Source organism: Mycobacterium barrassiae (assembly GCF_025822765.1).
In the GTDB taxonomy this organism is placed as follows: domain Bacteria; phylum Actinomycetota; class Actinomycetes; order Mycobacteriales; family Mycobacteriaceae; genus Mycobacterium; species Mycobacterium barrassiae.
Map to the genome: position 1 here is coordinate 1 of NZ_JACKUK010000031.1, position 22094 is coordinate 22094.

At 67.1% G+C, this 22094-nt stretch carries 19 protein-coding genes and 1 pseudogene; 14 read left to right on the plus strand and 6 right to left on the minus strand.

Translation table 11 applies throughout. The features are described 5' to 3' along the window. Positions 1-117: 117 nt before the first annotated feature. From H7J93_RS21610 to cobG, 3 genes are read right to left on the minus strand one after another with little or no spacing between them, the layout of a single operon-like run. The gene (locus tag H7J93_RS21610; protein ID WP_267308353.1) at positions 118-1596 is read right to left on the minus strand and encodes a precorrin-2 C(20)-methyltransferase; all 1479 of its coding nucleotides are present in this window, start codon (positions 1594-1596) and stop codon (positions 118-120) included. Further along, entirely contained in the window at positions 1593-2219 is a 627-nt protein-coding gene (locus tag H7J93_RS21615; RefSeq protein WP_267308354.1) for a precorrin-8X methylmutase, read from the minus strand. Before H7J93_RS21615 ends, H7J93_RS21610 begins: the two co-directional genes overlap by 4 nt. Before the next feature lie 9 nt (positions 2220-2228). Then, on the minus strand, positions 2229-3344 hold the full coding sequence (gene cobG, locus H7J93_RS21620; RefSeq protein WP_267308355.1) for a precorrin-3B synthase: 1116 nt from the start codon (positions 3342-3344) through the stop codon (positions 2229-2231). Between the two features lie 203 nt (positions 3345-3547). On the opposite strand from cobG, the gene H7J93_RS21625 reads away from it, so the two are divergent. Then, positions 3548-3823, plus strand: coding sequence for a hypothetical protein (locus H7J93_RS21625; RefSeq protein WP_264074630.1), 276 nt, complete (start codon positions 3548-3550; stop codon positions 3821-3823). Between the two features lies 1 nt (position 3824). Here H7J93_RS21625 and H7J93_RS21630 read toward each other — a convergent pair whose 3' ends face one another. Continuing rightward, a complete protein-coding gene (locus H7J93_RS21630; protein WP_276022273.1) occupies positions 3825-4763 on the minus strand; it encodes a TauD/TfdA dioxygenase family protein in 939 nt (312 codons plus the stop codon). Between the two features lie 145 nt (positions 4764-4908). Between H7J93_RS21630 and H7J93_RS21635 the strand changes: the two genes are divergently transcribed. From H7J93_RS21635 to H7J93_RS21675, 9 genes are all read left to right on the plus strand, one after another. Then, on the plus strand, positions 4909-5556 hold the full coding sequence (locus tag H7J93_RS21635) for an ABC transporter permease (RefSeq protein WP_267308357.1): 648 nt from the start codon (positions 4909-4911) through the stop codon (positions 5554-5556). Next, positions 5553-6719 (plus strand): betaine/proline/choline family ABC transporter ATP-binding protein, encoded by a 1167-nt coding sequence (locus tag H7J93_RS21640; RefSeq protein WP_267308358.1) that lies wholly within the window; start codon positions 5553-5555, stop codon positions 6717-6719. Before H7J93_RS21635 ends, H7J93_RS21640 begins: the two co-directional genes overlap by 4 nt. Then, the gene (locus H7J93_RS21645) at positions 6716-7483 is read left to right on the plus strand and encodes an ABC transporter permease (protein WP_267308359.1); all 768 of its coding nucleotides are present in this window, start codon (positions 6716-6718) and stop codon (positions 7481-7483) included. The genes H7J93_RS21640 and H7J93_RS21645 overlap by 4 nt, the downstream gene beginning before the upstream one ends. Further along, positions 7483-8457, plus strand: a complete 975-nt coding sequence (locus H7J93_RS21650; RefSeq protein ID WP_267308360.1) for a glycine betaine ABC transporter substrate-binding protein — start codon at positions 7483-7485, stop codon at positions 8455-8457. The genes H7J93_RS21645 and H7J93_RS21650 overlap by 1 nt, the downstream gene beginning before the upstream one ends. 74 nt (positions 8458-8531) lie before the next feature. Beyond that, positions 8532-9989, plus strand: a complete 1458-nt coding sequence (locus tag H7J93_RS21655; RefSeq protein ID WP_267308361.1) for a flavin-containing monooxygenase — start codon at positions 8532-8534, stop codon at positions 9987-9989. 283 nt (positions 9990-10272) lie between these two features. After that, the gene (gene cobN / locus H7J93_RS21660; RefSeq protein WP_267308362.1) at positions 10273-13860 is read left to right on the plus strand and encodes a cobaltochelatase subunit CobN; all 3588 of its coding nucleotides are present in this window, start codon (positions 10273-10275) and stop codon (positions 13858-13860) included. A 97-nt stretch (positions 13861-13957) separates the two neighbouring features. After that, positions 13958-14338 (plus strand): PPOX class F420-dependent oxidoreductase, encoded by a 381-nt coding sequence (locus H7J93_RS21665; protein ID WP_267308363.1) that lies wholly within the window; start codon positions 13958-13960, stop codon positions 14336-14338. Further along, positions 14338-14721 (plus strand): PPOX class F420-dependent oxidoreductase, encoded by a 384-nt coding sequence (locus H7J93_RS21670; protein WP_267308364.1) that lies wholly within the window; start codon positions 14338-14340, stop codon positions 14719-14721. Before H7J93_RS21665 ends, H7J93_RS21670 begins: the two co-directional genes overlap by 1 nt. 68 nt (positions 14722-14789) lie before the next feature. Then, on the plus strand, positions 14790-15176 hold the full coding sequence (locus tag H7J93_RS21675; protein WP_267308365.1) for a PPOX class F420-dependent oxidoreductase: 387 nt from the start codon (positions 14790-14792) through the stop codon (positions 15174-15176). On the opposite strand, the gene H7J93_RS21680 is transcribed toward H7J93_RS21675, so the two are convergent. Together H7J93_RS21680 and H7J93_RS21685 are read right to left on the minus strand one after the other, a co-directional pair. After that, positions 15173-16777 (minus strand): GMC family oxidoreductase, encoded by a 1605-nt coding sequence (locus tag H7J93_RS21680; protein WP_267308366.1) that lies wholly within the window; start codon positions 16775-16777, stop codon positions 15173-15175. The two genes, H7J93_RS21675 and H7J93_RS21680, sit on opposite strands and share 4 nt — an antisense overlap. A gap of 38 nt (positions 16778-16815) precedes the next feature. Further along, positions 16816-17526 (minus strand): dienelactone hydrolase family protein, encoded by a 711-nt coding sequence (locus tag H7J93_RS21685; RefSeq protein WP_267308367.1) that lies wholly within the window; start codon positions 17524-17526, stop codon positions 16816-16818. Between the two features lie 48 nt (positions 17527-17574). On the opposite strand from H7J93_RS21685, the gene H7J93_RS21690 reads away from it, so the two are divergent. The 4 genes and pseudogenes from H7J93_RS21690 to H7J93_RS21705 form a co-directional block, all read left to right on the plus strand. Next, complete coding sequence (locus H7J93_RS21690) at positions 17575-18042, plus strand: FxsA family protein (protein ID WP_267308368.1); 468 nt, start codon at positions 17575-17577, stop codon at positions 18040-18042. After that, a complete protein-coding gene (locus tag H7J93_RS21695; protein ID WP_267308369.1) occupies positions 18043-19629 on the plus strand; it encodes an amidohydrolase in 1587 nt (528 codons plus the stop codon). Further along, a complete protein-coding gene (lnt, locus tag H7J93_RS21700) occupies positions 19622-21325 on the plus strand; it encodes an apolipoprotein N-acyltransferase (protein ID WP_267308370.1) in 1704 nt (567 codons plus the stop codon). The genes H7J93_RS21695 and lnt overlap by 8 nt, the downstream gene beginning before the upstream one ends. Then, positions 21313-22074 (plus strand): annotated as a pseudogene (locus tag H7J93_RS21705) (polyprenol monophosphomannose synthase); the annotation flags it as partial. The gene lnt and the pseudogene H7J93_RS21705, both read left to right, overlap by 13 nt. Between the last annotated feature and the right edge of the window lie 20 nt (positions 22075-22094).

Genomic DNA, 22094 nt, shown 5'->3' on the forward strand with positions numbered 1-22094 from the left:
CGCGCGTCGCCAACGACACGCTCACCACACTGACTATCGGAGGAAGCAAAAGAGGCGCCGTCGGGGTAGCTCCCCGGCGGCGCCTCACCTTGCCCTCTTGACAAACTTCTCTACATATCAGGTGGGGTAGCGGCGCGGCGTGAAGACGGTGTCGCCGGCTTCGCTCAGATACCACTGGGTCTGCGACGACCCGACGATGAGAAGCGTTCGCATATCGACATCGGTCTGGTCGAGGTCGGCCAGCCGGACCACCTTGACCTCTTCGGAAGGGCCCGACACGTCGCGCCCGATGACCACGGGCGTGCCGGGGTCACGGTATTCGAGCAGCAGGTCGCGCATCGCCCCAACCTGCCAGGTGCGACTCTTCGACGCGGGGTTGTAGATGGCGAGCACCAGATCGGCGGCCGCCCCTGCCGTCAAGCGCGCCGCGATCACATCCCACGGCTTCAGCCGGTCGGACAGCGAGATGACGGCGTAGTCGTGGCCCAACGGGGCGCCCACCCGGCTGGCGACTGCCTGTGCGGCCGTCATCGCCGGAACGACGCGAACCCGGACGCCGGGCCACTGCTTGGCCTCCTCGAGCACCGCCGTGGCCATCGCGAAGACACCCGGATCGCCGGAGGACACCACCGCCACGGCGCGGCCCTGCTCGGCCAGCGTGCATGCCAACCGGGCGCGGGCGGGTTCGTCGGTGTTGTCGCTGGGATGGCGCCGTTGACCGTCGCGGCTTCCGATGCGGTCCAGATAGGGGCCGTACCCGATGAGGTCGGTCGCCGCCGCCACCTCGCGACGGCTCTGAGGCGTCATCCAGGCGGTGTCGCCGGGGCCGAGGCCGACCACCGCGACGCTGCCGGTCGTCGACTCGCGTCGCGGCGTTCCCGGCAGCATCGCCAGCGAGAAGTACGGCACCGACGTCTCGTCGACGTCACCCGCGCCCAGCACCCGCTGCGCCGGCGTGCTCGCGCGCTCCACGTAAAAGGCCTCGTCCAGGCGCCCGCTCGCCGAAAGTGCCTCCCGCACCGCGGGATACGAACGCCCCAGCTTGAGCACGACGGCGGCGTCGGTGTCGCTCAGCCTGCGTTTGAGCTCACCGATCGGAAGTGTGCCGGGCAGAATCGTCAGCACCTCGTCGCCCTGGACCAGGGGAGTGCCGGTCGCCGCCGATGCGGCGCTCACCGACGTCACACCGGGAACGATCACCGCGTCGAACCGCTCCGTGAGGCGGGTGTGCATGTGCATGTAGGAGCTGTAGAACAGCGGGTCACCCTCGGCGAGAAGGGCGACGTCGCGCCCGGCGTCGAGATGCGCGGCGATCCGGTCGGCGGATTCGCGGTAGAAGTCCTCCATGGCGCCGGCGTAGCCGCCGGGATGGTCCGTGGTTTCGGTGGTCACCGGATAGACCAGATGCTCCTCGATCTGGCCTTCGCGCAGATACGGCTCGGCGATACCTCGCGCGATGCTCTTTCCGTGCCGGGCGCTGTGGTACGCCACCACGTCGGCCTCGCCGATGACGCGCGCCGCTTTGACGGTCACCAGCTCCGGGTCGCCGGGTCCCAGGCCGACGCCCCACAGGGTTCCTCGCTTGTCTGCCGTCATTCGCGTTCGCTGGCAATCGAATTCACGGCGGCCGCTGCCATGGCGCTTCCGCCGCGGCGGCCCTTCACCACGAGATACGACATTCCGCGGGGACGCTCGATGAGCTCCTGCTTGGACTGCGCCGAGCCGACGAACCCCACCGGTCCGCCCAGCACCGCCGCCGGGGTGGGCGCCCCCTCGTCGACGAGCTCCAGTAGTCGGAACAGGGCGGTCGGCGCATTGCCGATGGCCAGCACGGCGCCGCCGAGGCGGTCGGCCCACAGCTCGACACCCGCCGCCGACCGGGTGGTGCCCAGACGCTCGGCCAAGGCGGGTGCGCGATCGTCCGCGACGAGCGAGACCACCTCGTTGCCCGCGGGCAGCCGCGACTTCGTGATGCCCGCCGCCACCATTGACGAGTCGCACAGCACCGGTGCGCCTGCGACAAGCGCGGCATGGGTCTTCGCGACGACATCGTCGCTGTAGGCGACGTGGTCGGCGACGTCGACCTGACCGCAGGTGTGGATCAGCCGCACCACGACGCGCGCGACATCCTCGGGAAACCGCGTCAGGTCCGCCTCGGCGCGGATCGTCGCGAACGACTGCCGATAGATCTCTGCGGCGTCGCGGATGTAGTCGAGCACCCGCTCACCCTACGGGTGGGTGCCACGCAGCCGGTATCCGTCTCCCGTCGCGACCAGCACGGCACCTGTCGCGGGGCTGCCGCATGCGCGTTCGCAGCCGACAAAGTGCCGGTGACCTGCGGCGGGCTCCTCGACCGCGGCTGCAGCATCGGCACGCACGTCGGCGGCGGAGTGCTCGCAACCGGGGCTTCCGGTGCACGCGCTGACCGACAGCCACGGCGAGTTCTCGTCGAACACCAGCCCCATCGGCGCCAGCACGCGCAGCGCGACGTCGGCCACCTCCTCGTCGAGGTCGAAGACGAGAAGTGACCGCCACGGCGTGATGACCATCGGCGCGTTGATCGCCGCGAGATACTCCGCGACCCGGGCGTTGAGCACTCCCAGCGGAACCGCCGCGCCCAGCGCGACTCGTCCGTCATTCTGCTCGATCCACCCGATCGGTCCCCGCGTCACCGGCTCCCATGTTGCACCGGGTTTTGCCGTCACCGCGAAACCCGCCAACAGCTGATCGGGATTCTCGAGTTCGCTGATGCGCCAACATGTTCCGCGAGTCTCGGCAAAGCGGCCCGCCACCGTCAGCAATGCTTTGACCGCGTCCGGCAGCGGCAGCCGCACGCCGGTGTCCCGGCCGGCGAACAACAGCGCCGCCGAGTCGTCGACAACCTGGATACCGGCGTCGGCCGCCAACCCGCTGACGTCGCCGCGTCCGTCGTCGATGCCGAACAGGAATCGGCCGGGCAGCGCCGCCAGCGCGGGCCGTGCCCGGATCTCCTGGTCCAGTTCCGCGACCATGCCGCGGATATCGACCTCAGAACCGACGCGGCCCGACAACGGCGAGGCCACGATGTTGCGCACCCGCTCGTGCGTCTCCGACGGCAGCAGGCCCGAGGCAGCCAGCGCCTCGGCGACCGCAGCGGTGTCCGTCACCGCGCGGATCTGGATGTTCCCTCGCGAGGTCAGTTCCATGGCCGGCGATGCCCATCGAGTCGCCGCGAGCGCCAGGGTTTCGAGTTGCGGCGCGGTGATCATCCCGCCCGGTAACCGCACCCGCGCCAGCGCCCCGTCGGCGGCTGGATGAACCTGCAGCGCACCCGGGCACGCATCCTGATCGCGGGTCCTGGCCACCAGTTCACGGTACGCCGGAGTTGCTGGGGCACGTATGCGTGGCCCACTAGTTGGCGCACTCCTGCACACACGCGTGACCTGCGTAGATCGCGACGGTTAACCAGGAACTGAGGTAGTCGCCTACGCATGCGTTATCGCATCAGCGCTCGTAATTTTCCTCGTGAAGGGCCCGAGCCGACGGGCACACAGGGTGGGAGAGAACCATGACCGAGCTGACGACCGTTCGTCCGAACATCTCGACGACTACCGACCTGGTGCCTGCGCCCGGCGGCACGACACTGATCACCGAGCAGCAGGTGAGGCTCAGCACCGCAGCCGCGTTGGCCATACCGCCCGTGAGGACCAGCCGCTTCAGCGCGGTCGCCAAAGCGATGAGCGGGCTGTGCACCGCGCCGCACCAGCCCACACCCCGCTACCGTGCGAAGCGGTACGTCTATCTCGAAAACGCGCTGATGGGGCGGGAGATGGATCGGCTGTAGCTCAGCTGGCCAGCCGCACCGGGCTGACCACCTCCGAATACGCCGACGCATCACCGACCACTGCGCGACTGCGCCGGCCGTGGATGTCGACTGGGATATCGCCGGCCAGTGTGACGCGGTTGAGTCGGCGGTACTGGTCGTCGTAGTCCGAGACGGCGTAGTGCTGAGTGGCCCGGTTGTCCCAGATCGCGAGGTCACCGAGCTGCCAGTTCCACCGGATGGTGTTCTCCAGCTTGGTGATCCGATGCTGGAAGAGGTTGAACAGCGTCGCTGACTCGGACGTACTCAAACCGACGAAGTGCTTGACGAACTGGCCGAGCAGCAGCACCCGCTTACCGGTTTCCGGATGCACCCGCACCACGGGATGCTCCGTCTCGTAGTAGTCGGACTCGAATTCTTCGCGATACTCGCGCTCCGTGTCGGCGAGTTCCTCCAGCCGCCGGTCGACGTCCGTCGCGTAGTCATAGACGTTGGTGTGTACCGCCCATAGGTTGTCCGCGAGTGCTCGAAGTGGTTCCGGCAACAGCTCGTACGCGGCCTCCGTATTCGCCCATGTTGTGGTGCCGCCGTACTCGGGCAGTGAAATCGCGCGCAGCAGCGACGCTTTCGGAATGCGATCGACGAAGGTGACGTCGGTGTGCCAGGCGTTGGCCTTGTCATACCGGGAGTCGATGGGTAACAGCTTGGTGCCGCGGGAGGTCACCGTGGGGTGCGCGACGGTCGGCGTGCCCAGCTTGGCCGCCAATGCGAGCTGACCGTCGTCATCGAGTCCGTGCTGATCGCGGAAGAAGATCACCTTGTGTTCGAGCAGAGCCGCGTTGATTCTCGAAACGCTCACCGGATCGATGTCGGCGCTCAGGTCGATTCCGTCAATGCGCGCGCCGATATTCGCGCTCAACTTCACAATCCGCAGCCCTGAGACCACCGGGCTACCTCCCATCTGTCAAAACGAACCCGGCATACGGTGGCCTTTCGACGGCATGTGAACAAGTCTTTTCCTCAGCCCGAATCGAAAGCCCGAATCGAAAGCCCGAATCGAATGGACTCTCCGTTTGGTTTGCGACTTGTGCGGGTACCGTCCCGCCGTGAGGGCACTGTGGGAGTACATCGCTGCCCACCATTCGCAGTTGCTGTTCGACTCCTACCAGCACGTCAGCGCCGTGGTGCAGAGCGTGCTCATCGCCACGATCGTCGGGGTCGCCATCGGCGTGCTGACGTACCGCAACCCGCTGGCCTCCAACCTCGCCACCGCGACGTCCAGCGTCATCCTCACCGTGCCGGCCTTCGCCCTGTTGGGCCTCCTGATCCCGGTGTTCGGGCTGGGCGTGGTGCCCAGCGTCGCGGCGCTGGTGCTTTATTCGCTGCTGCCGATCATCCGCAACACGATCGTCGGTCTGAACGCCGTCGATCCGGCATTGACCGACGCTGCACGAGGTCTCGGCATGGGCAGGATCTCCACCCTGGGGCGCGTCGAACTACGGCTGGTGTGGCCGTCGATCCTGTCGGCGATGCGCGTCAGCACCCAGATGTCGATGGGTGTCCTTGCCATCGCCGCGTACGTCAAAGGCCCCGGCCTGGGCAACATCATCTTCGCGGGACTCGCCAGAGTCGGCAGCCCGACCGCCATTCCGATGGCACTCACCGGAACCCTACTCATCGTCATCCTGGCGTTGCTGCTCGATGCGATCCTGGTGCTCATCGGACGATTGACCACATCGAAAGGCATTCGATGACAACACAATCCGCGTCTGACTCGAGCGGTGCCCGCATCGTCCTGGACCACGTCTCGAAGGTCTATCCGGGTGCCAAGCAGCCCGCCGTCGACGACATATCACTGGACATCCCCGCGGGCGAGATCGTGGTCTTCGTCGGGCCATCGGGCTGCGGCAAGACGACGATGATGCGGATGATCAACCGACTGAGCGAGCCGACGTCGGGGCGCATCCTCATCGACGACAAGGATGCGTTGTCGATCAAACCGACCGAGCTGAGGCGCTCGATCGGCTACGCGATCCAGCAGGCGGGGCTGTTCCCGCACATGACAATCCGCCAGAACGTCGGCCTCGTTCCCGGGCTGCTGCGTTGGGACCGCAAGCGCATCGACGACCGCGTGGACGAACTGCTCGATCTGGTCGGGCTCGAGCCCAGCCAGTACGCCGACCGGTATCCGCGTCAGCTGTCCGGTGGCCAGCAGCAGCGGGTGGGCGTGGCACGTGCACTGGCCGCTGATCCACCGGTGCTGTTGATGGACGAGCCGTTCGGCGCGGTCGACCCGATCACCAGGAGCACGCTGCAGGACGAATTGCTTGGCCTGCAATCCGAACTGCGCAAGACGATCGTGTTCGTCACCCACGATTTCGGCGAGGCCGTCAAACTCGGCGATCGGATCGCGGTGCTCGGCCAGCAGAGCAAGGTGCTCCAATACGACACTCCGCAGGCGATCCTGGCCAGCCCGGCAGACGACACCGTCGCCGGCTTCGTCGGGTCAGGCGCATCGCTGCGCCAACTCAGCCTGGTGCGGGTCAAGGATGTCGAGCTGCAGACGCATCCCGCCGTCCATCGCCGCGATTCGGTCGATGATGCACGAAAGATCTTGGCCGACAGCGAGTTCGACTGGGTGGTTGTGCTCGACGATCGCGACCGGCCGGTGAACTGGGTGCGCGGGCGCAACCTCCGGCACGCCACCACGCTGGCCGAGGCCTTCGAACCGCTCGATGTGGTCAGCACCCAGTCGACGCTCGAGGACGCGCTCGAGGCGATCCTCGCCGCGCAGCACGCGTCGGCCGTCGTCATCGGGCCCGGTAGCAAGTACGTCGGCGTCGTCACACTGGACACGCTCATCGACACCATCACGCGGCTGAGGGCCGAGGCGGAATCGGACGGACACGGGTCGTGACCACCGCCGTCGACAGCTCCGCACCGAAGACGACACCTGCCGAACGTCTTCGGCTGTTGATCCAGCCTGCACTCGTTCTCATCGTCGGCGCGGCGGTGATCTTCTGGGCGTTCAACCGCGATCTCACGGCGACCCAGCAGGAGAACATCAACGTTGGCAATGTCACGGCGTTGATCTGGCAGCATCTGTTGATCACCTTCGCCGTCACCGCGATCGTGGTGGCGATCGGCGTCCCGCTCGGGGTACTGGTGACACGTCCGGGGGCAAAGGCGTTGCGGCCGTTGTTCATCGGGATCGCCAACATCGGCCAGGCGGCACCGGCGATCGGTCTGCTGGTCCTGCTGTTTCTGTGGACGGCGAAGACGGGGTTCTGGATCGGCGTGCTGCCGATCGCCCTGTACTCCCTGCTGCCCGTGCTCGCCAGCACGATCCTGGGCCTCGACCAGGTGGACAAGTCGCTGATGGACGCCGGGCGTGGGCAAGGCATGTCGCGGAGCGCGTTACTGCTCAGAGTCGAGCTGCCACTGGCGATTCCGTACATTCTGGCCGGCCTGCGCACGTCGCTGGTGATCGCGGTGGGCACCGCGACGTTGTCGTTCCTCGTCAACGCCGGAGGCCTCGGCATCCTCATCGACACCGGCTACAAGCTGCAGGACAACGTGACGCTGATTCTGGGCAGTGTCCTCGCGGTGTGCCTGGCGCTGCTGGTCGACTGGTTCGGCGGGCTGGCCGAGTTCTTCCTCAACCCCAAGGGGCTGCGCTGATGCGCGCCGCGCTGGCTACGGTGATCGCCGCGATCTGCGTGCTCGCGGTGTCGGCATGCGGGCTCGGCTCCGGCGGCACGGTGCCGTTCATGGTGGCGCCCGGTTCCATCAAGCGCAACGCCGAGCTCGAGGGCGTGAAGATCACCGTGGGCTCCAAGGAGTACACCGAGCAGGTCATCATGGGCTACATCCTTGAGTACACCCTGGCCGCGGCCGGTGCCGACGTCCGCGACCTGACCGGCATCGTCGGCTCCCGCAGCACCAGGGCGGCGCAGCTGCGCGGCCAGGTCGACGTGGCCTACGAGTTCACCGGCAACGCGTGGATCAACTATCTCGGCCACGAGAAGCCGATACCGGACAGCCGTGAACAGTACGAGGCGGTGCGCGACGAGGACCTCGAGCGCAACGACATGGTGTGGTTGCCGCCGGGCCCCATGGACGACACGTACGCGCTGGCAGCGAGCAAGAAGGTGGTCGAACGCACCGGTGTCCGGACGCTGTCGCAGTATGCCGACCTCGTCAAGACGAACCCGGAGGCGGCGAAAACCTGTGTGGACACCGAGTTCCGCGCGCGCCAGGACGGTTATCCCGGCATGGCCGCGGCCTACGGATTCGATCCGGCGCGGGCGCAGACACCGGTGCTGCAGGTCGGCATCATCTATCAGGCGACGGCCGACGGCGATCAATGTGACTTCGGTGAGGTGTTCACCACCGACGGCCGCATCGCGGCGCTCGATCTCGTGGTGCTCACCGACGACAAGCAGTTCTTCGCCCACTACAACCCGTCGGTGACGATGAAGCGTGAGTTCTTCGACGCGCACCCGGAGATCGCCGAGGTCACCGCGCCCGTCACCGCCGCGCTCACCAACGAGGCGATCATCGAGATGAACAAACAGGTCGACGTGGAGGGTCGCGACCCCGCCGTCGTCGCGCGCGACTGGATGGTGGCCGAGGGCTTCGTCACCGCCGATTGAGCAGTTAACCCCGAAATTCGTCAACATCTGCGTTCGTCCGGCGTAGCGTCCCGAGAATCGGGAGGCACGAAACCATGTCGACACAACGAACGCTGCGGGTCGCGATCATCGGCGCGGGCATGTCCGGCATCTGCATGGCGATCAAGCTGCAGGACGCGGGCATTGACGATTTCGTCGTCTACGAGGCCGCCGACGATGTCGGTGGGACCTGGCGCGACAACACCTATCCAGGGCTCAGTTGCGACGTTCCGTCACGCTTCTACTCGTACTCGTTCCGGCCGAACCCCACCTGGTCACGTTTCATGGCGCCGGGTCCGGAGATCCATCGGTACTTCCGGCAGGTCGCCGTCGAGCGAGGCGTCACACCGCACATCAGGTTCGGCACCGAAGTCACCTCGGCACGATTCCAGGACGGTCGCTGGTGGGTCGCCACCGCGGACGGCGAGGAAGCCTTCGACGTGCTGGTCACCGCGACCGGGGTGCTGCGCGTGCCCCGCTATCCGGACATCGAGGGGCTCGACACGTTCGCGGGGCCGATGTTCCACTCAGCCCGCTGGGACCATTCGGTCTCGTTGCACGACAAGCGGATCGGATTGATCGGCACGGGTTCCAGCGGAGTGCAGATCACCGCTGAACTCGGTGGCAAGGTCCGCGGACTGACGATCTTCCAGCGCACGGCGCAGTGGGTTTACCCGTCGCCCAACATTCGGTACAAGCGGATCACCCGGTTTGCGCTCGAGCGGTGGCCCGCGCTCAACAAATTGGGATACCGCTTCTGGCAGACCTACATCGAGAACACCCTCGGTCGCGCGGCCGTCGAGCCAGGCCTGAACCGGCGGGTCATGGCGCTGGCGTGCCGGCTCAATCTGCGGTTGGGGGTACGCGACCCGGAGCTGCGCCGCAAGCTCACTCCCGACTATCACGCGATGTGCAAGCGAATCATCCTGGCGGGTCACTACTACCGGTCCATTCAGCAGCCGGGTGTACACCTGGTCACCGAGCCGATCGACCACGTCGAACCGCGCGGCGTCGTGACCGCCGACGGCGTACTCCACGAACTCGATCTGCTCGTGCTGGCGACGGGCTTCGACGCCCGCGCGTACGTGCGCCCGATGTCGATCGTCAACGAAAACGGCGTCACGCTGGACGAAGTCTGGGAAGGCGGGCCGCACGCCTACCGATCGATCGCGGTCCCGGGTTTCGCGAACCTGTTCATGATGATGGGTCCGCACTCGCCGATCGGGAATCAATCGCTGGTCCTCATCGCCGAGAACCAGGCCGACTATGCGATGTGGTGGATCGACAAGATGCGCAATGGCGAGATCGTCGCGGCAGCCCCCACCGAGGTCGCGACCAAGGAGTACAACGAGCAGATGAAATCTGCGATGCCGCAGACGATTTGGGTCAGCGGATGCAAGAGCTGGTATCTGGGGAAGGACGGGCTGCCTGAGCTGTTCCCGTGGCGGCCCATCCGTCACCGCGAGCTGCTGGCCACTCCGGACGTCTCGCATTTCGAGATCCGCACCGCCTGACTGTGACGCCCGGCACACTAGAGGTTCTAGTGATCCGTGCCACACAGAATGTCCACTTCTTGCGGCTCGAGCAGTACGTTCCTGATAACTGCACGCGTGTGTAGTAAGCGATGTCAGGAAGGAACGAACGACGATGTTCGAACTCATCGTTTTCGGCAGTCTGCTGGTCGTACTCATCGGCCTCCTCGGCCTGCCGTACCCGCAGAGCACCTACAGCCGCTGGAACCGCCACTAGCCCCGAACTGCCCGGAGCGCCGGCGACGGCGTGGGGTAGTAATGGTGGGTGTCCCAGCCGACCCACGCGCCGACGGTCTTGTTGTTGTCGACGTCCGACACCGACCTGATCACCGCGCGCGCCAGCGGCGCAGACTATCGGTGGGCGAATCCCTCTCGGCTGGTTGACGGGGAACTCGACGAACTCGTCGGCGCTGCCGACATCGCCGTGGTCCGCATTCTCGGCGGCTACCGCGCGTGGCAGGACGGTATCGACGCACTGGAGGCAAGCGGCGTGCCGACCGTCGTGGTCAGCGGCGAGCAGGCGCCGGACGCCGAGCTGATGGGCCATTCCACGACACCCACGGGTGTGGCACTGCAGTCCCACGTCTATCTGGCCCAGGGCGGGGTCGAGAACCTGCGCCAGCTACACGCGTTTCTGTCCGACACGTTGCTGATGACCGGGTTCGGCTTCGCGCCGCCGGCCACCACCCCGAACTGGGGCGTCCTCGACCGTCCGTCGGCGCCCGGCGGGGCAGGGCCGACCATCGCGGTGCTCTTCTACCGCGCGCAGCACCTGGCGGGCAACACCAGCTACGTCGAGGCGTTGTGTCAAGCGATCGAGGAAGCCGGCGGTAAGCCGCTGCCCGTGTTCTGCGCATCGCTGCGCACCGCGGACCCCGAACTGCTGAAACTGCTCGGCACCGCCGACGCGCTGGTGACCACCGTGCTCGCCGCAGGCGGATCGACTCCGGCCACCGTCTCGGCGGGCGGCAACGACGACAGCTGGAATGTGGCCCATCTCGCCGCCCTCGACGTCCCGATCCTGCAGGGCCTGTGCCTGACCAGTTCGCGGTCGCAGTGGCAGGCCAACGACGACGGGCTGTCGCCGCTGGACGTCGCAACCCAGGTCGCCGTTCCCGAGTTCGACGGTCGCATCATCACAGTCCCGTTCTCGTTCAAGGAGATTGACGACGAAGGTCTGATCTCCTACGTCGCCGACCGCGAGCGCTGCGCACGCGTCGCAGGCCTGGCGGTGCGGTATGCGCGATTGCGCGCGACCTCACCGCCGGAAAAGCGGGTTGCCCTCGTGTTCTCGGCGTATCCCACCAAGCACGCCCGCATCGGCAACGCCGTCGGACTCGACACGCCTGCCAGTGCGGTCGCGTTGCTACGCGCGATGCGCGAACACGGTTACCGGATCGACGACGTGCCCGGCCTCGACGCCGGCGACGGTGACGCGTTGATCCACGCTTTGATCGAGCGCGGCGGTCAGGACGCCGACTGGCTGACCGACTGCCAGCTCGCCGGCAATCCGATCCGGGTGCCCGCCAAGGAGTATCGCGACTGGTTCGCCACGCTGCCCGCGGAACTGAGGGACGCGATGGTCGAACACTGGGGTCCGCCTCCCGGCGAGTTGTTCGTCGACCGCAGCCGTGACCCCGACGGTGAGATCGTGATCGCAGCGATGCAGGCGGGCAACGTCGTGCTGTTGGTTCAGCCGCCACGCGGGTTCGGGGAGAACCCGGTCGCGATCTACCACGACCCCGATCTGCCGCCCAGCCATCACTATCTGGCGGCCTACCGATGGATCGACTCCGTCTTCGGCGCTGACGCCGTCGTGCACCTGGGCAAACACGGAAACCTGGAATGGCTGCCCGGCAAGACGCTTGGCATGTCGGCGGCCTGCGGCACCGATGCTGCGCTCGGCGATCTTCCCCTGATCTACCCGTTTCTGGTCAACGATCCGGGGGAGGGCACCCAAGCCAAGCGCAGGGCGCACGCCACCCTCGTCGATCACCTCATTCCGCCGATGGCGCGCGCCGAAACCTACGGCGACATCGCACGTCTGGAGCAGTTGCTCGACGAGCATGCCAACATCGCCGCACTCGATCCGGGCAAGCTGCCCGCCATCCGTCAGCAGATCTGGACGCTGATGCGGGCGGCGAAGATGGACCACGACCTCGGACTCGAGGATCGGCCCGACGAGGACTCGTTCGACGACATGTTGTTGCACGTCGACGGCTGGCTGTGTGAGATCAAGGACGTCCAGATCCGCGACGGTCTGCACATCCTCGGCGAAAAGCCCACGGGCGAAGCGGAAATCGACCTGGTACTGGCCATTTTGCGGGCGCGACAGCTGTTCGGCGGCGACCAGAGTGTGCCCGGCCTTCGCCAGGCACTCGGGCTCGCCGAGGACGGCCACGACGAGCGCGCGGCGGTCGACGCAGCGGAGGCGCAGGCCCGCGAACTCGTTGTCGCACTGGCGGACTCCGGATGGGATCCCGACGCCGTCGACACCATCACCGACCACCCCGACGTCGCGGCGATTCTGCGGTTCGCCGCGACCGAGGTGGTGCCGCGCCTGGCGGGTACGACCGACGAGATACCCCAGATTCTGCGTGCGCTCGACGGCGGCTTCATCGCGGCAGGTCCGTCGGGTTCACCGCTGCGCGGCCTCGTCAACGTGCTGCCCACCGGACGCAACTTCTACTCCGTCGACCCGAAGGCGGTGCCGTCGCGGCTGGCGTGGGAAACCGGTGGGGCCATGGCGGATTCGCTGCTGGCGCGGTACCGCGAGGACTACGGCGACTGGCCGCGGTCCGTCGGCCTGTCGGTGTGGGGGACGTCGGCCATGCGCACCGCGGGCGACGACATCGCCGAAGTGCTTGCGCTGCTCGGTGTCCGGCCGGTGTGGGACGACGCGTCGCGGCGGGTGGTGGACCTGGAGCCGATCCCGCTGGGCGAACTGGGCCGCCCGCGTATCGACGTCACCGTGCGCATCTCGGGTTTCTTCCGCGACGCCTTCCCGCACGTGGTGACGATGCTCGACGACGCGGTGCAACTGGTCGCGAATCTCGACGAGCGGGCCGAGGACAACTTCGTCCGCGCCCATGCGCAGGCCGACCTGGCCGACCACGGTGATCAAAGACGCGCTACCACAAGGATATTCGGCTCCAAGCCCGGTACCTACGGCGCGGGTCTGCTCCAGCTGATCGACAGCCGGAACTGGCGCGACGACGCCGACCTCGCCGAGGTGTACACCGCGTGGGGCGGCTTCGCGTACGGCCGCGGACTGGATGGGCGGCCTGCGGCCGACGATATGAACCAGAACTACCGGCGCATCGCGGTCGCCGCCAAGAACACCGATACCCGCGAACACGACATCGCCGACTCCGACGACTACTTCCAGTACCACGGCGGCATGGTCGCGACGGTGCGGGCCTTGACCGGAAAAGCGCCGGCCGCCTACATCGGCGACAACACCAGACCCGATGCCGTGCGCACCCGCACGCTTTCGGAGGAGACCGCCCGCGTGTTCCGCGCCAGGGTGGTCAACCCGCGCTGGATCAACGCGATGCGTCGCCACGGCTACAAGGGCGCCTTCGAGATGGCCGCGACCGTGGACTACCTGTTCGGATACGACGCGACCGCGGGCGTGATGGCCGACTGGATGTATGAGCGACTGTCCGCCGAGTACGTCCTCGACGATGAGAACCGCAAGTTCATGGCCGAGTCGAACCCGTGGGCGCTGCACGGCATGTCCGAGCGCCTCTTGGAGGCCGCGGGCCGCGGTATGTGGGCACAACCCGATGAGGCCACGCTCGACGGCCTGCGGCAGGTGCTGCTGGAGACCGAAGGCCAACTCGAGGGGTAGCCGTCATCCACTCAGCGGTGAGGCCGCGATTCCGCCCAAAACTTCGCCCTGAGCGCAGTCTCAACTCAACCCGAGCGTCAGCCGCTAGGTTTGGCGTATGCCCACGACCTTTGCCGACCTCGCGAAGGCGGAATACATCCTGCTGACCACGTTCACCAAGGACGGTCGACCCAAGCCCACCGCGGTGTGGGCCCCACCGGACGGCGACCGGCTACTCGTCATCACCCAGGAGAAGTCCTGGAAGGTCAAGCGCATCCGCAACACCCCGCGCGTGACCATCGCGGAATGCGACCGAAGCGGCAACCCGAAGAGCGAGGCCGTCGAGGCGGTGGCGACGATCCTGGACAAGTCCGCCAACGGCCGAACCTACGACGTGATCGCCAACCGTTACGGCCTGATGGGTAAGACGTTCGGGTTCTTCTCGAAGCTGCGTGGCGGCATGAAGAACAACGTGACCGTCGAACTGAGGGCCGCGTGATGGCCGCGCCGACCTTCGCGGAAATCGCCGCCGCCCGCTACATCCTGCTGACCACGTTCACCAAGGACGGCAAGCCCAAGCCGACGGCGATCTGGGCCGCGCCCGACGGTGATCGCCTGCTCGTCATGACCGAGGAAGACTCCTGGAAGGTCAAGCGCATCCGCAACACTCCGCGGGTCACGCTGGCCATCTGCGATGCGCGCGGCAAGCCGAAGAGCGACAGCATCGAGGCGACCGCGCGGATACTCGACAAGTCCGAGGCGCCTGCGGTGATACGCGCAGTCAACAAGCGCTACGGGCTGCTCGGCCGGCTGTTCAACCTGTACATGAAGGTCCGCGGCGTCGACAAGAAGAGCGTGGGCCTCGAGCTCAAACCCGCATGACCGGTTTCGGCGAACGCTTCGATGGGTAGCCTCCCGCGCAACATTTGCGCATCGAGAGAACTGGACCCATGGCAGCAGACACCTTCGACGACGTGGCACGTTCCAAGTACCTGCTACTGACGACCTTCACCAAGGACGGCAGGCCGAAGCCGACGACCGTGTGGGGTGTGAAGGACGGCGACAAGCTGCTCATCTCCACCGACGACGGGTCGTGGAAGACCAAGCGCATCAACAACACCCCGCGCGTGACCATTCAGCGGTCCACCGCACTGGGCAAGCCGAAGGGCGAACCGGTCGAGGCGGTGGCCCGCAATCTGCCGAAGTCAGAGAACCGCCGCGTCTTCGACATGGTCACCAGGAAGTACTGGTGGCACGCGTGGTGGTGGATCCCGCAGGCCATCATCCGCGGGGGCATCGACAAGGTGCACAGCGCGGTCGAGGTCCGCCCGGCCTAGTTCGCGGCGAGGATCAGATCCGCTGCGTGCCAAGCCATCGCCATCGCCGGACCGTTGAGATTGCCCGAGACCATCGTCGGCATCACCGAACAGTCCATCACGCGCAGATTGTTCACACCTCGCACGCGGAGTTCGGGATCGACGACGTCGTCCTCGTCGGGGCCCATCGCACACGTCCCGACGGCGTGATACCCGCAGTAGCCGTGGTCAAGAGCCTCGTTGATGATCGCGTCGTCATCGACAACGTCGGTCCCCGGCTTTGTCTCCTCAACCAGGTAGTCGGCGACCGGAGGCTGAGCGAACACGTCGCGTAGCGCCCTGAACGCAGCAGCGAACGTGCGCCGATCGTGCCTCGTCGTCAGGAAGTTCGGCTCGATGTCCAACGGCGCGTCCGGGTCGGGGGACGTGATGCTCACGTATCCCTCACTGTCCGGCCGCAATACGTAACCGATCGCCGCCACTCCAGGCTCACGCTCGAGGCCGACTTCCTTGCCGGGCTCGAACGGTGCGACCGAGAACGGTGCCATCAGGAGTTGGGCATCGGGGCGCGGCTGGTCCGGCGTGGTCTTGAAGAACCCAGCGACGTCGTAGGCGCCCTGTGCCATCGGACCTCTGCGGTTGAGGAGGTACTTCACCGCCGTGACCGCCTGCCTCGCCGGTGTGGACAGCGCACGGTTGTAGCCGATATTGCGATTCAGCCGGAACTGCAACGAAAAGCAGCGGTGTTCCCGCATGCGCCGACCGACGTTCGGACTGTCGACCCGCACGTCCAGGCCGAGCCGACGCAGCTGCGAGCGATCCCCGATACCCGACAGTTGAAGCAGTTTCGGCGTCGCAATGCTGCCAAGGGACAAAATGGTTTCCCGCCGGGCGGTGAAGGTGACGGGGGAGCCCTTCGCCGGCGACGCTTCGACCCCTACGGCTTTGTCGCCCTCGAACAACACACGATTCACCGTGGTGTCAACCGCGACGGTCAAGTTCGAGCGGCTGCGCACCGGCCGCAGGAACGCCCACGCGGCACTGACCCGCTGACCGTCCTTGATGGTCCGCGCGGCCGGGCCGATCCGTTCGCCGTCATTACCGTTGACATCGTCGGTGACCGACCAGCCGAGGTTGGCGCCGGACGCGATGAAGTCGGCGCACAGGTCCGGTAGCTCGCGGTCGATCGAGATGTCGAGCGGCCCGCCTGTGCCGCGCATGTCGTTGGCCCCGAGGTCATGGTTCTCGATCGTGCGGTAGATCGGCAGGAGTTCGTCCCATCCCCAGCCCGGGTTTCCCAAGCGCACCAGATCGTCGTAGTCGGAAGCACTGCCGCGGTTGTAGACCATTCCGTTGACCGCGCTCGAACCACCCAGGACGCGGCCGCGCACCCAGTGCTCGACGTTGTTGGACGGGCCGATCGGTCGAACAGGGAAGTGCCAAGCCAGCTTTGCGTCGCCTACCAGCTTGCCGAACCCCTTCGGGACCCTGATCAACGGGCTGGTGTCCTTGGGGCCTGCCTCGATCAGCAAGACCTGGTTGGTCGAATCCTCGGTCAGCCGGTTGGCGAGCACGCATCCTGCCGAGCCCGCGCCGACGATGATGTAGTCGAAGTCGTTCACTCCGCCCCCAGCGGTGTCGGAACTGCTGACTCCAATCGTTACGCCGTCCCTGTTTCCTTTCGCAAGTGCTTATCGAAGAACGCGAAGACGCGCGCGTAGGCGTCCTCGGTGGCGGCGTCGTCATATCCGAAACCGGTGATGCGCAGGAAGCCCTGACCAGGCAACTTGTTCGCGAAGCTATGGCCGACATCCGGGTAGACCTTGATGTCGGCCGGAATGCCTTTCTCTTCGACGACCTTGCGCAGCTTCGCCGGCGCGCCCACGCCGATCGGGTCGCGACGGCCGAAACTGGCCACGATCGGGCAGGCGCCGTCCAGTGTCTCGCTCAGATGCCGGGGCAGGGGAGTGCCGTAGAACGGCGCCGATGCGCCAAAACCCTTGGGCGACAACACCAGAGCGAACTGACCTCCCATGCAGAATCCGACGATGCCGACCGGGCCATTGCACTCCGGCATGGCCAACAGGTGGTCGCGCGCCGCGAGGATGTCGTCGAGCGCGCGACCGCGCTGGGTGAGCAACTCCCGGAAGACCCTGGTGATGCAGCGGGCACGACCCCCGCGCGCATAGAGATTCGGAGTGATCGCGATGAACCCCGCCGCAGCGATCCGCGCCGACGTGGCCGCGTTGTCGGGGCTGTATCCGATGGCGTCATGTACGACCACGACACCCGGCCACGGCCCCTGACCGCCGGGCAGGCTCACCAGTGCGTCGATTCGGCCGTCAGGGGTTTCGATGTCGACAGTGGGCACGTCGTCAATCTACGGAACCCATCCGTCGTTTCGGACGTTCTGCATTACATGGCGATGCGGCTGTTCCTCCTCTATACGGTCATCGAGCTGGCGGTCATCGTGGCGTTGGCGTCGACGATCGGCTTCGGCTGGACCGTGTTGCTGCTCCTCGGCACCTTCTTGCTTGGCATCGCGTTGGCCGGATCGCAGGTCAAGCGGCATATCCGGCGCCTGCGCTCGGGCGTTGACATGACCACGGTCCAGGGCGCGGCGGCCGACAGTGTGCTTGTCGCCCTGGGCACGGTGCTCGTCGTCATTCCGGGGCTGGCCAGCTCCGTCCTAGGCGCTCTGCTCCTGTTGCCGCCCACCCGCGCGGTGGGCCGTCCGCTGGTGAAGGCCATGGCCGCGCGCCGCATGGCACTGATCACGGTCGCGGGTCCTGTCGGTTACACCGCCGCGCGCGGTGACTACATTGACGGCGAGGTCATCGACGTAACGGACGTCGAGCCTCCTGCCGTGGAGCGCAAACCCGACTAAGTGACCACCCTCCTGCTGAACGGCCGGGTACACAGCCCGGCGATGCCCGACGCGTCCGCTATGGCGGTGCGCGACGGTGTCGTGGCCTGGCTGGGCAGCGACGACGTGGGCAGAGTGCAGTTCCCTGATGCGCAGGTCGTCGACCTGGACGGCGCCTTCGTCGCACCGGCGTTCGTGGACAGCCACGTACACCTGACCGCGACCGGGCTGACGGTGGCCGGCCTGGATCTGCGGCAGGCCACGTCGCTGCGGCACTGCCTGCAGCTGCTCGCCGACTTCGTTCAGGCGAATCCCGACGGCACCGTGTGGGGGCACGGATGGGACGAATCGGGCTGGCCGGAACGCACCGCGCCGACCACCGCCGATCTCGACGGCGTCGCCGCCGACCGACCCGTCTACCTGGCCCGAGTCGACGTCCACTCGGCGGCCGCCTCGACCGCGCTGCGTCGGCTCGCTCCCGGGCTCGCCGACGCGCACGGGTTCTCGGCTGAGCAGCCGTTGACCAGCGATGCCCACCACCTCGTGCGGGCAGCCGCCCGCGACGGCCTGACCCCGGACCAACGGCGGCATGCCCAGATGGCCGCGCTCAACACCGCGGCCGCCCTCGGCATCGTCGCGGTGCACGAATGCGCCGGGCCCCAGATCGGCGGGCTGTCGGACTGGGACGAGCTGCGCGGCATCGAACACGGCGTCGAGGTCGTCGGCTACTGGGGTGAACCCGTGACCAGCGCCGATGAGGCGCGAGCGTTGATCGCGCGCACCGGCGCCCGGGGGTTGGCCGGTGACCTGTTCGTCGACGGCGCGCTCGGCTCGCGCACGGCGTGGCTGCACCGGCCCTACGCCGACGCCCCGGATTGCTGCGGCAACGCGTATCTCGATGCCGACGTGATCGCGGCGCACCTGCGGGCGTGCACGGAGGCGCAGATCACCGCGGGGTTCCACGTGATCGGAGACGCGGCGGTCAGCGCCGTGGTCGACGCGTTGGAGCGCGTCGTCGAGGAGTTCGGCGCACCGGCTGTGGCGCGGTGCGGACACCGCCTCGAACACCTCGAAATGGTGACCGAACAGCAGGCGCACCGCCTCGGTGCGTGGGGTGTGCTCGCCAGCATGCAGCCCAACTTCGATGCGCTGTGGGGCGGCAAAGATCGGATGTACGCCCAGCGCCTTGGACCCGAACGGGCCGGATCGTTGAACCCGTTTGCGCTGCTAGCATCCCAAGGCGTGCCTCTCGCGTTCGGCTCGGACAGCCCCGTCACCAGCATGAATCCCTGGGCGACGGTCCGCGCGGCGACACAGCACCAGACCGAGGGCAGCGCGCTGTCGGCCCGCGCCGCGTTCGCCGCTGCCACGCGCGGCGCCTGGCGCGCGGCCGGGGTGCGCGACGGTGTCACCGGCACCCTGGTGCCCGGCGCCCCGGCGAGCTATACGGTCTGGGAGGCGGACGAGTTCGAGGTCAGCGCGCCTGCCGACGCGGTACAGCGGTGGTCGACCGATGCGCGCTCGCGGGTGCCCGCCCTGCCTCGACTCGACGACGAACTGCCACGTTGCCGCCAGACGGTGCACCGAGGTGTCGTAATCCATGGCTGACGATGAGCGTCCACCTGAGGTCGACGAGGAAGCCGCCGAGGAAGCCGAACAGCCGCCGGTAGCGCCCGCGGCACCGTCGCGCACAAAGCGGTTCGGCCGGGCCGTGGTTGACCGTCTGCCGCAGTTGAGCGTCGCGATCGCAGGCGGCCTCGCGCTGTGCCTGAGTTTTCCACCGTTCGGCTGGTGGTACCTGGCGTTCATCGCGTTCGCATTGCTCGCCTGGGTGCTCACCCGCGAATCAACCACTGTCGCAGGAGGATTCGGATACGGACTCCTGTTCGGACTGACGTTCTATCTTCCACTGCTGCCGTGGATCAGCGGACTCGTCGGCGCAATCCCGTGGATCGCCCTCTCGGCGATGGAGGCGTTGTTCGTGGCGCTGTTCGGCGCGTTGGCGGTCACGGTTCGGCGGTTGCCCGGATGGCCGTTGTGGTTCGCCGGGCTGTGGGCGGGCCAAGAGTGGCTCAAGTCGACCGTGCCGTTCGGCGGATTCCCATGGGGTGGTGTGTCATTCAGCCAAACCAACGGGCCGCTGCTGTCGGTGGTGCGGGTGGGCGGCGCGCCGCTGCTGACGTTCGCCGTCGTCGTGGTCGGATTCAGCTTGGCCGCAATCACTCTCGAGATCGTGAAATGGTGGCAATCCGACACCCGGCCGTCCGGGCCGCCAGCGGTGGTGGTTCCCGGCGCTTGCATCACCGTCGTCCTGTTGCTCACGGCACTCACATGGCCACAGGTCCGGCACTCCGGATTGGGCGTCAACGACGAACAGGCGATCACCGTGGCCGTCGTGCAGGGCAACGTGCCTCGACTCGGCCTGGACTTCAACGCCCAACGGCGCGCTGTGCTGGACAACCACGTCCGCGAGACGATCCGGCTGGCCGGGGAGGTGCGCGCAGGCCGTGCGCCGCAGCCGATGTTCGTCGTCTGGCCGGAGAACTCGGCGGACATCGATCCGCTCGCCAATCCGGATGCCAAGGCGGAGATCACGGCCGCGGCGGCGGCCATCGACGCGCCGATCCTGGTCGGCGGCGTGGTCGAGGCACCCGGCGCCACGCCGGACAACCCGGCCGCCAACAACTCGGTGATCGTGTGGGACCCGGAGACGGGCCCCGCCGATCGGCACGACAAGCAGATCATCCAGCCGTTCGGCGAGTACCTGCCTTGGCGCGGCTTCTTCAAGCATCTGTCCTCGTACGCCGACCGCGCCGGCTATTTCGTCCCCGGGAGCGGGAACGGCGTCGTACACGCCGCGGGTGTGCCCGTGGGTGTCGCCACCTGCTGGGAGGTGATCTTCGACCGTGCGCCCCGCGAGGCCGTCCGCAGCGGGGCCCAGCTGCTGACCGTGCCGACCAACAACGCCACCTTCGACGAGCCGATGAGCGAGCAGCAGCTCGCGTTCGCCCGGCTGCGCGCCGTCGAACACGACAGATACGTCGTCGTCGCGGGAACCACCGGCATCAGCGCGGTCGTCGCGCCCGACGGACGTGAGCTTGCCCGCACCGCGTTCTTCGAACCCGCCTATCTCGACACTCAGGTGCGGTTGAAGACCCAGCTCACAGCCGCGACACGCTGGGCTCCGGTGGTCGAGGGCCTGCTGGTCGCCGTCGGCGTTGGGGCTCTGTTGGCGGCGATGCTGCACAATGGGAGTTTCGTGCGCCGGCTAGGAACGGCGACGAAAGATAGAGGAGCGAAATGACGACGGGCCCGGGCCCGGGGGAACGCCCAAGCCAGCGCACGCTGGTCATCATCCCCACCTACAACGAGAGGGAGAACCTCCCGTTGATCGTTGGACGCGTCACCGAGGCGTGTCCGGACGTGCACATTCTGGTCGTCGACGACGGCAGCCCGGACGGCACCGGCGAGCTGGCCAACGAGCTTGCGCTGGCCGACCCCGATCGGCTGCACGTCATGCACCGCGCAGGCAAGGGCGGTCTCGGCGCGGCGTACCTGGCCGGCTTCGATTGGGGCCTGGGCCGTGGCTACTCCGTGCTGGTCGAGATGGACGCCGACGGCAGCCATCCGCCTGAACAGCTGCACCGCCTCCTCGACGCCATCGACGGCGGCGCCGACCTGGTGATCGGCTCGCGCTACGTCAAGGGTGGTGAGGTCCGCAACTGGCCGCGGCGACGCATGCTGCTGTCCCGGACCGCCAACAGCTATTCGCGCATCCTGCTCGGCGTCGGCATCCACGACATCACCGCGGGATACCGGGCGTACCGGCGTGAGGTGCTGGAGAAGATCGACCTGTCGGCCGTCGACTCGAAGGGCTACTGCTTCCAGATCGACTTGACCTGGCGCACCATCAACAACGGGTTCGTCGTCGTCGAGGTACCGATCACGTTCACCGAACGCGAGTTCGGCCAATCCAAGATGAGCGGATCCAACATCCGCGAAGCCCTGTTCAAGGTCGCAGAGTGGGGTCTGCGCGGGCGCCTGGATCGCGCCCGCGGTGTCGGCGTAACCCG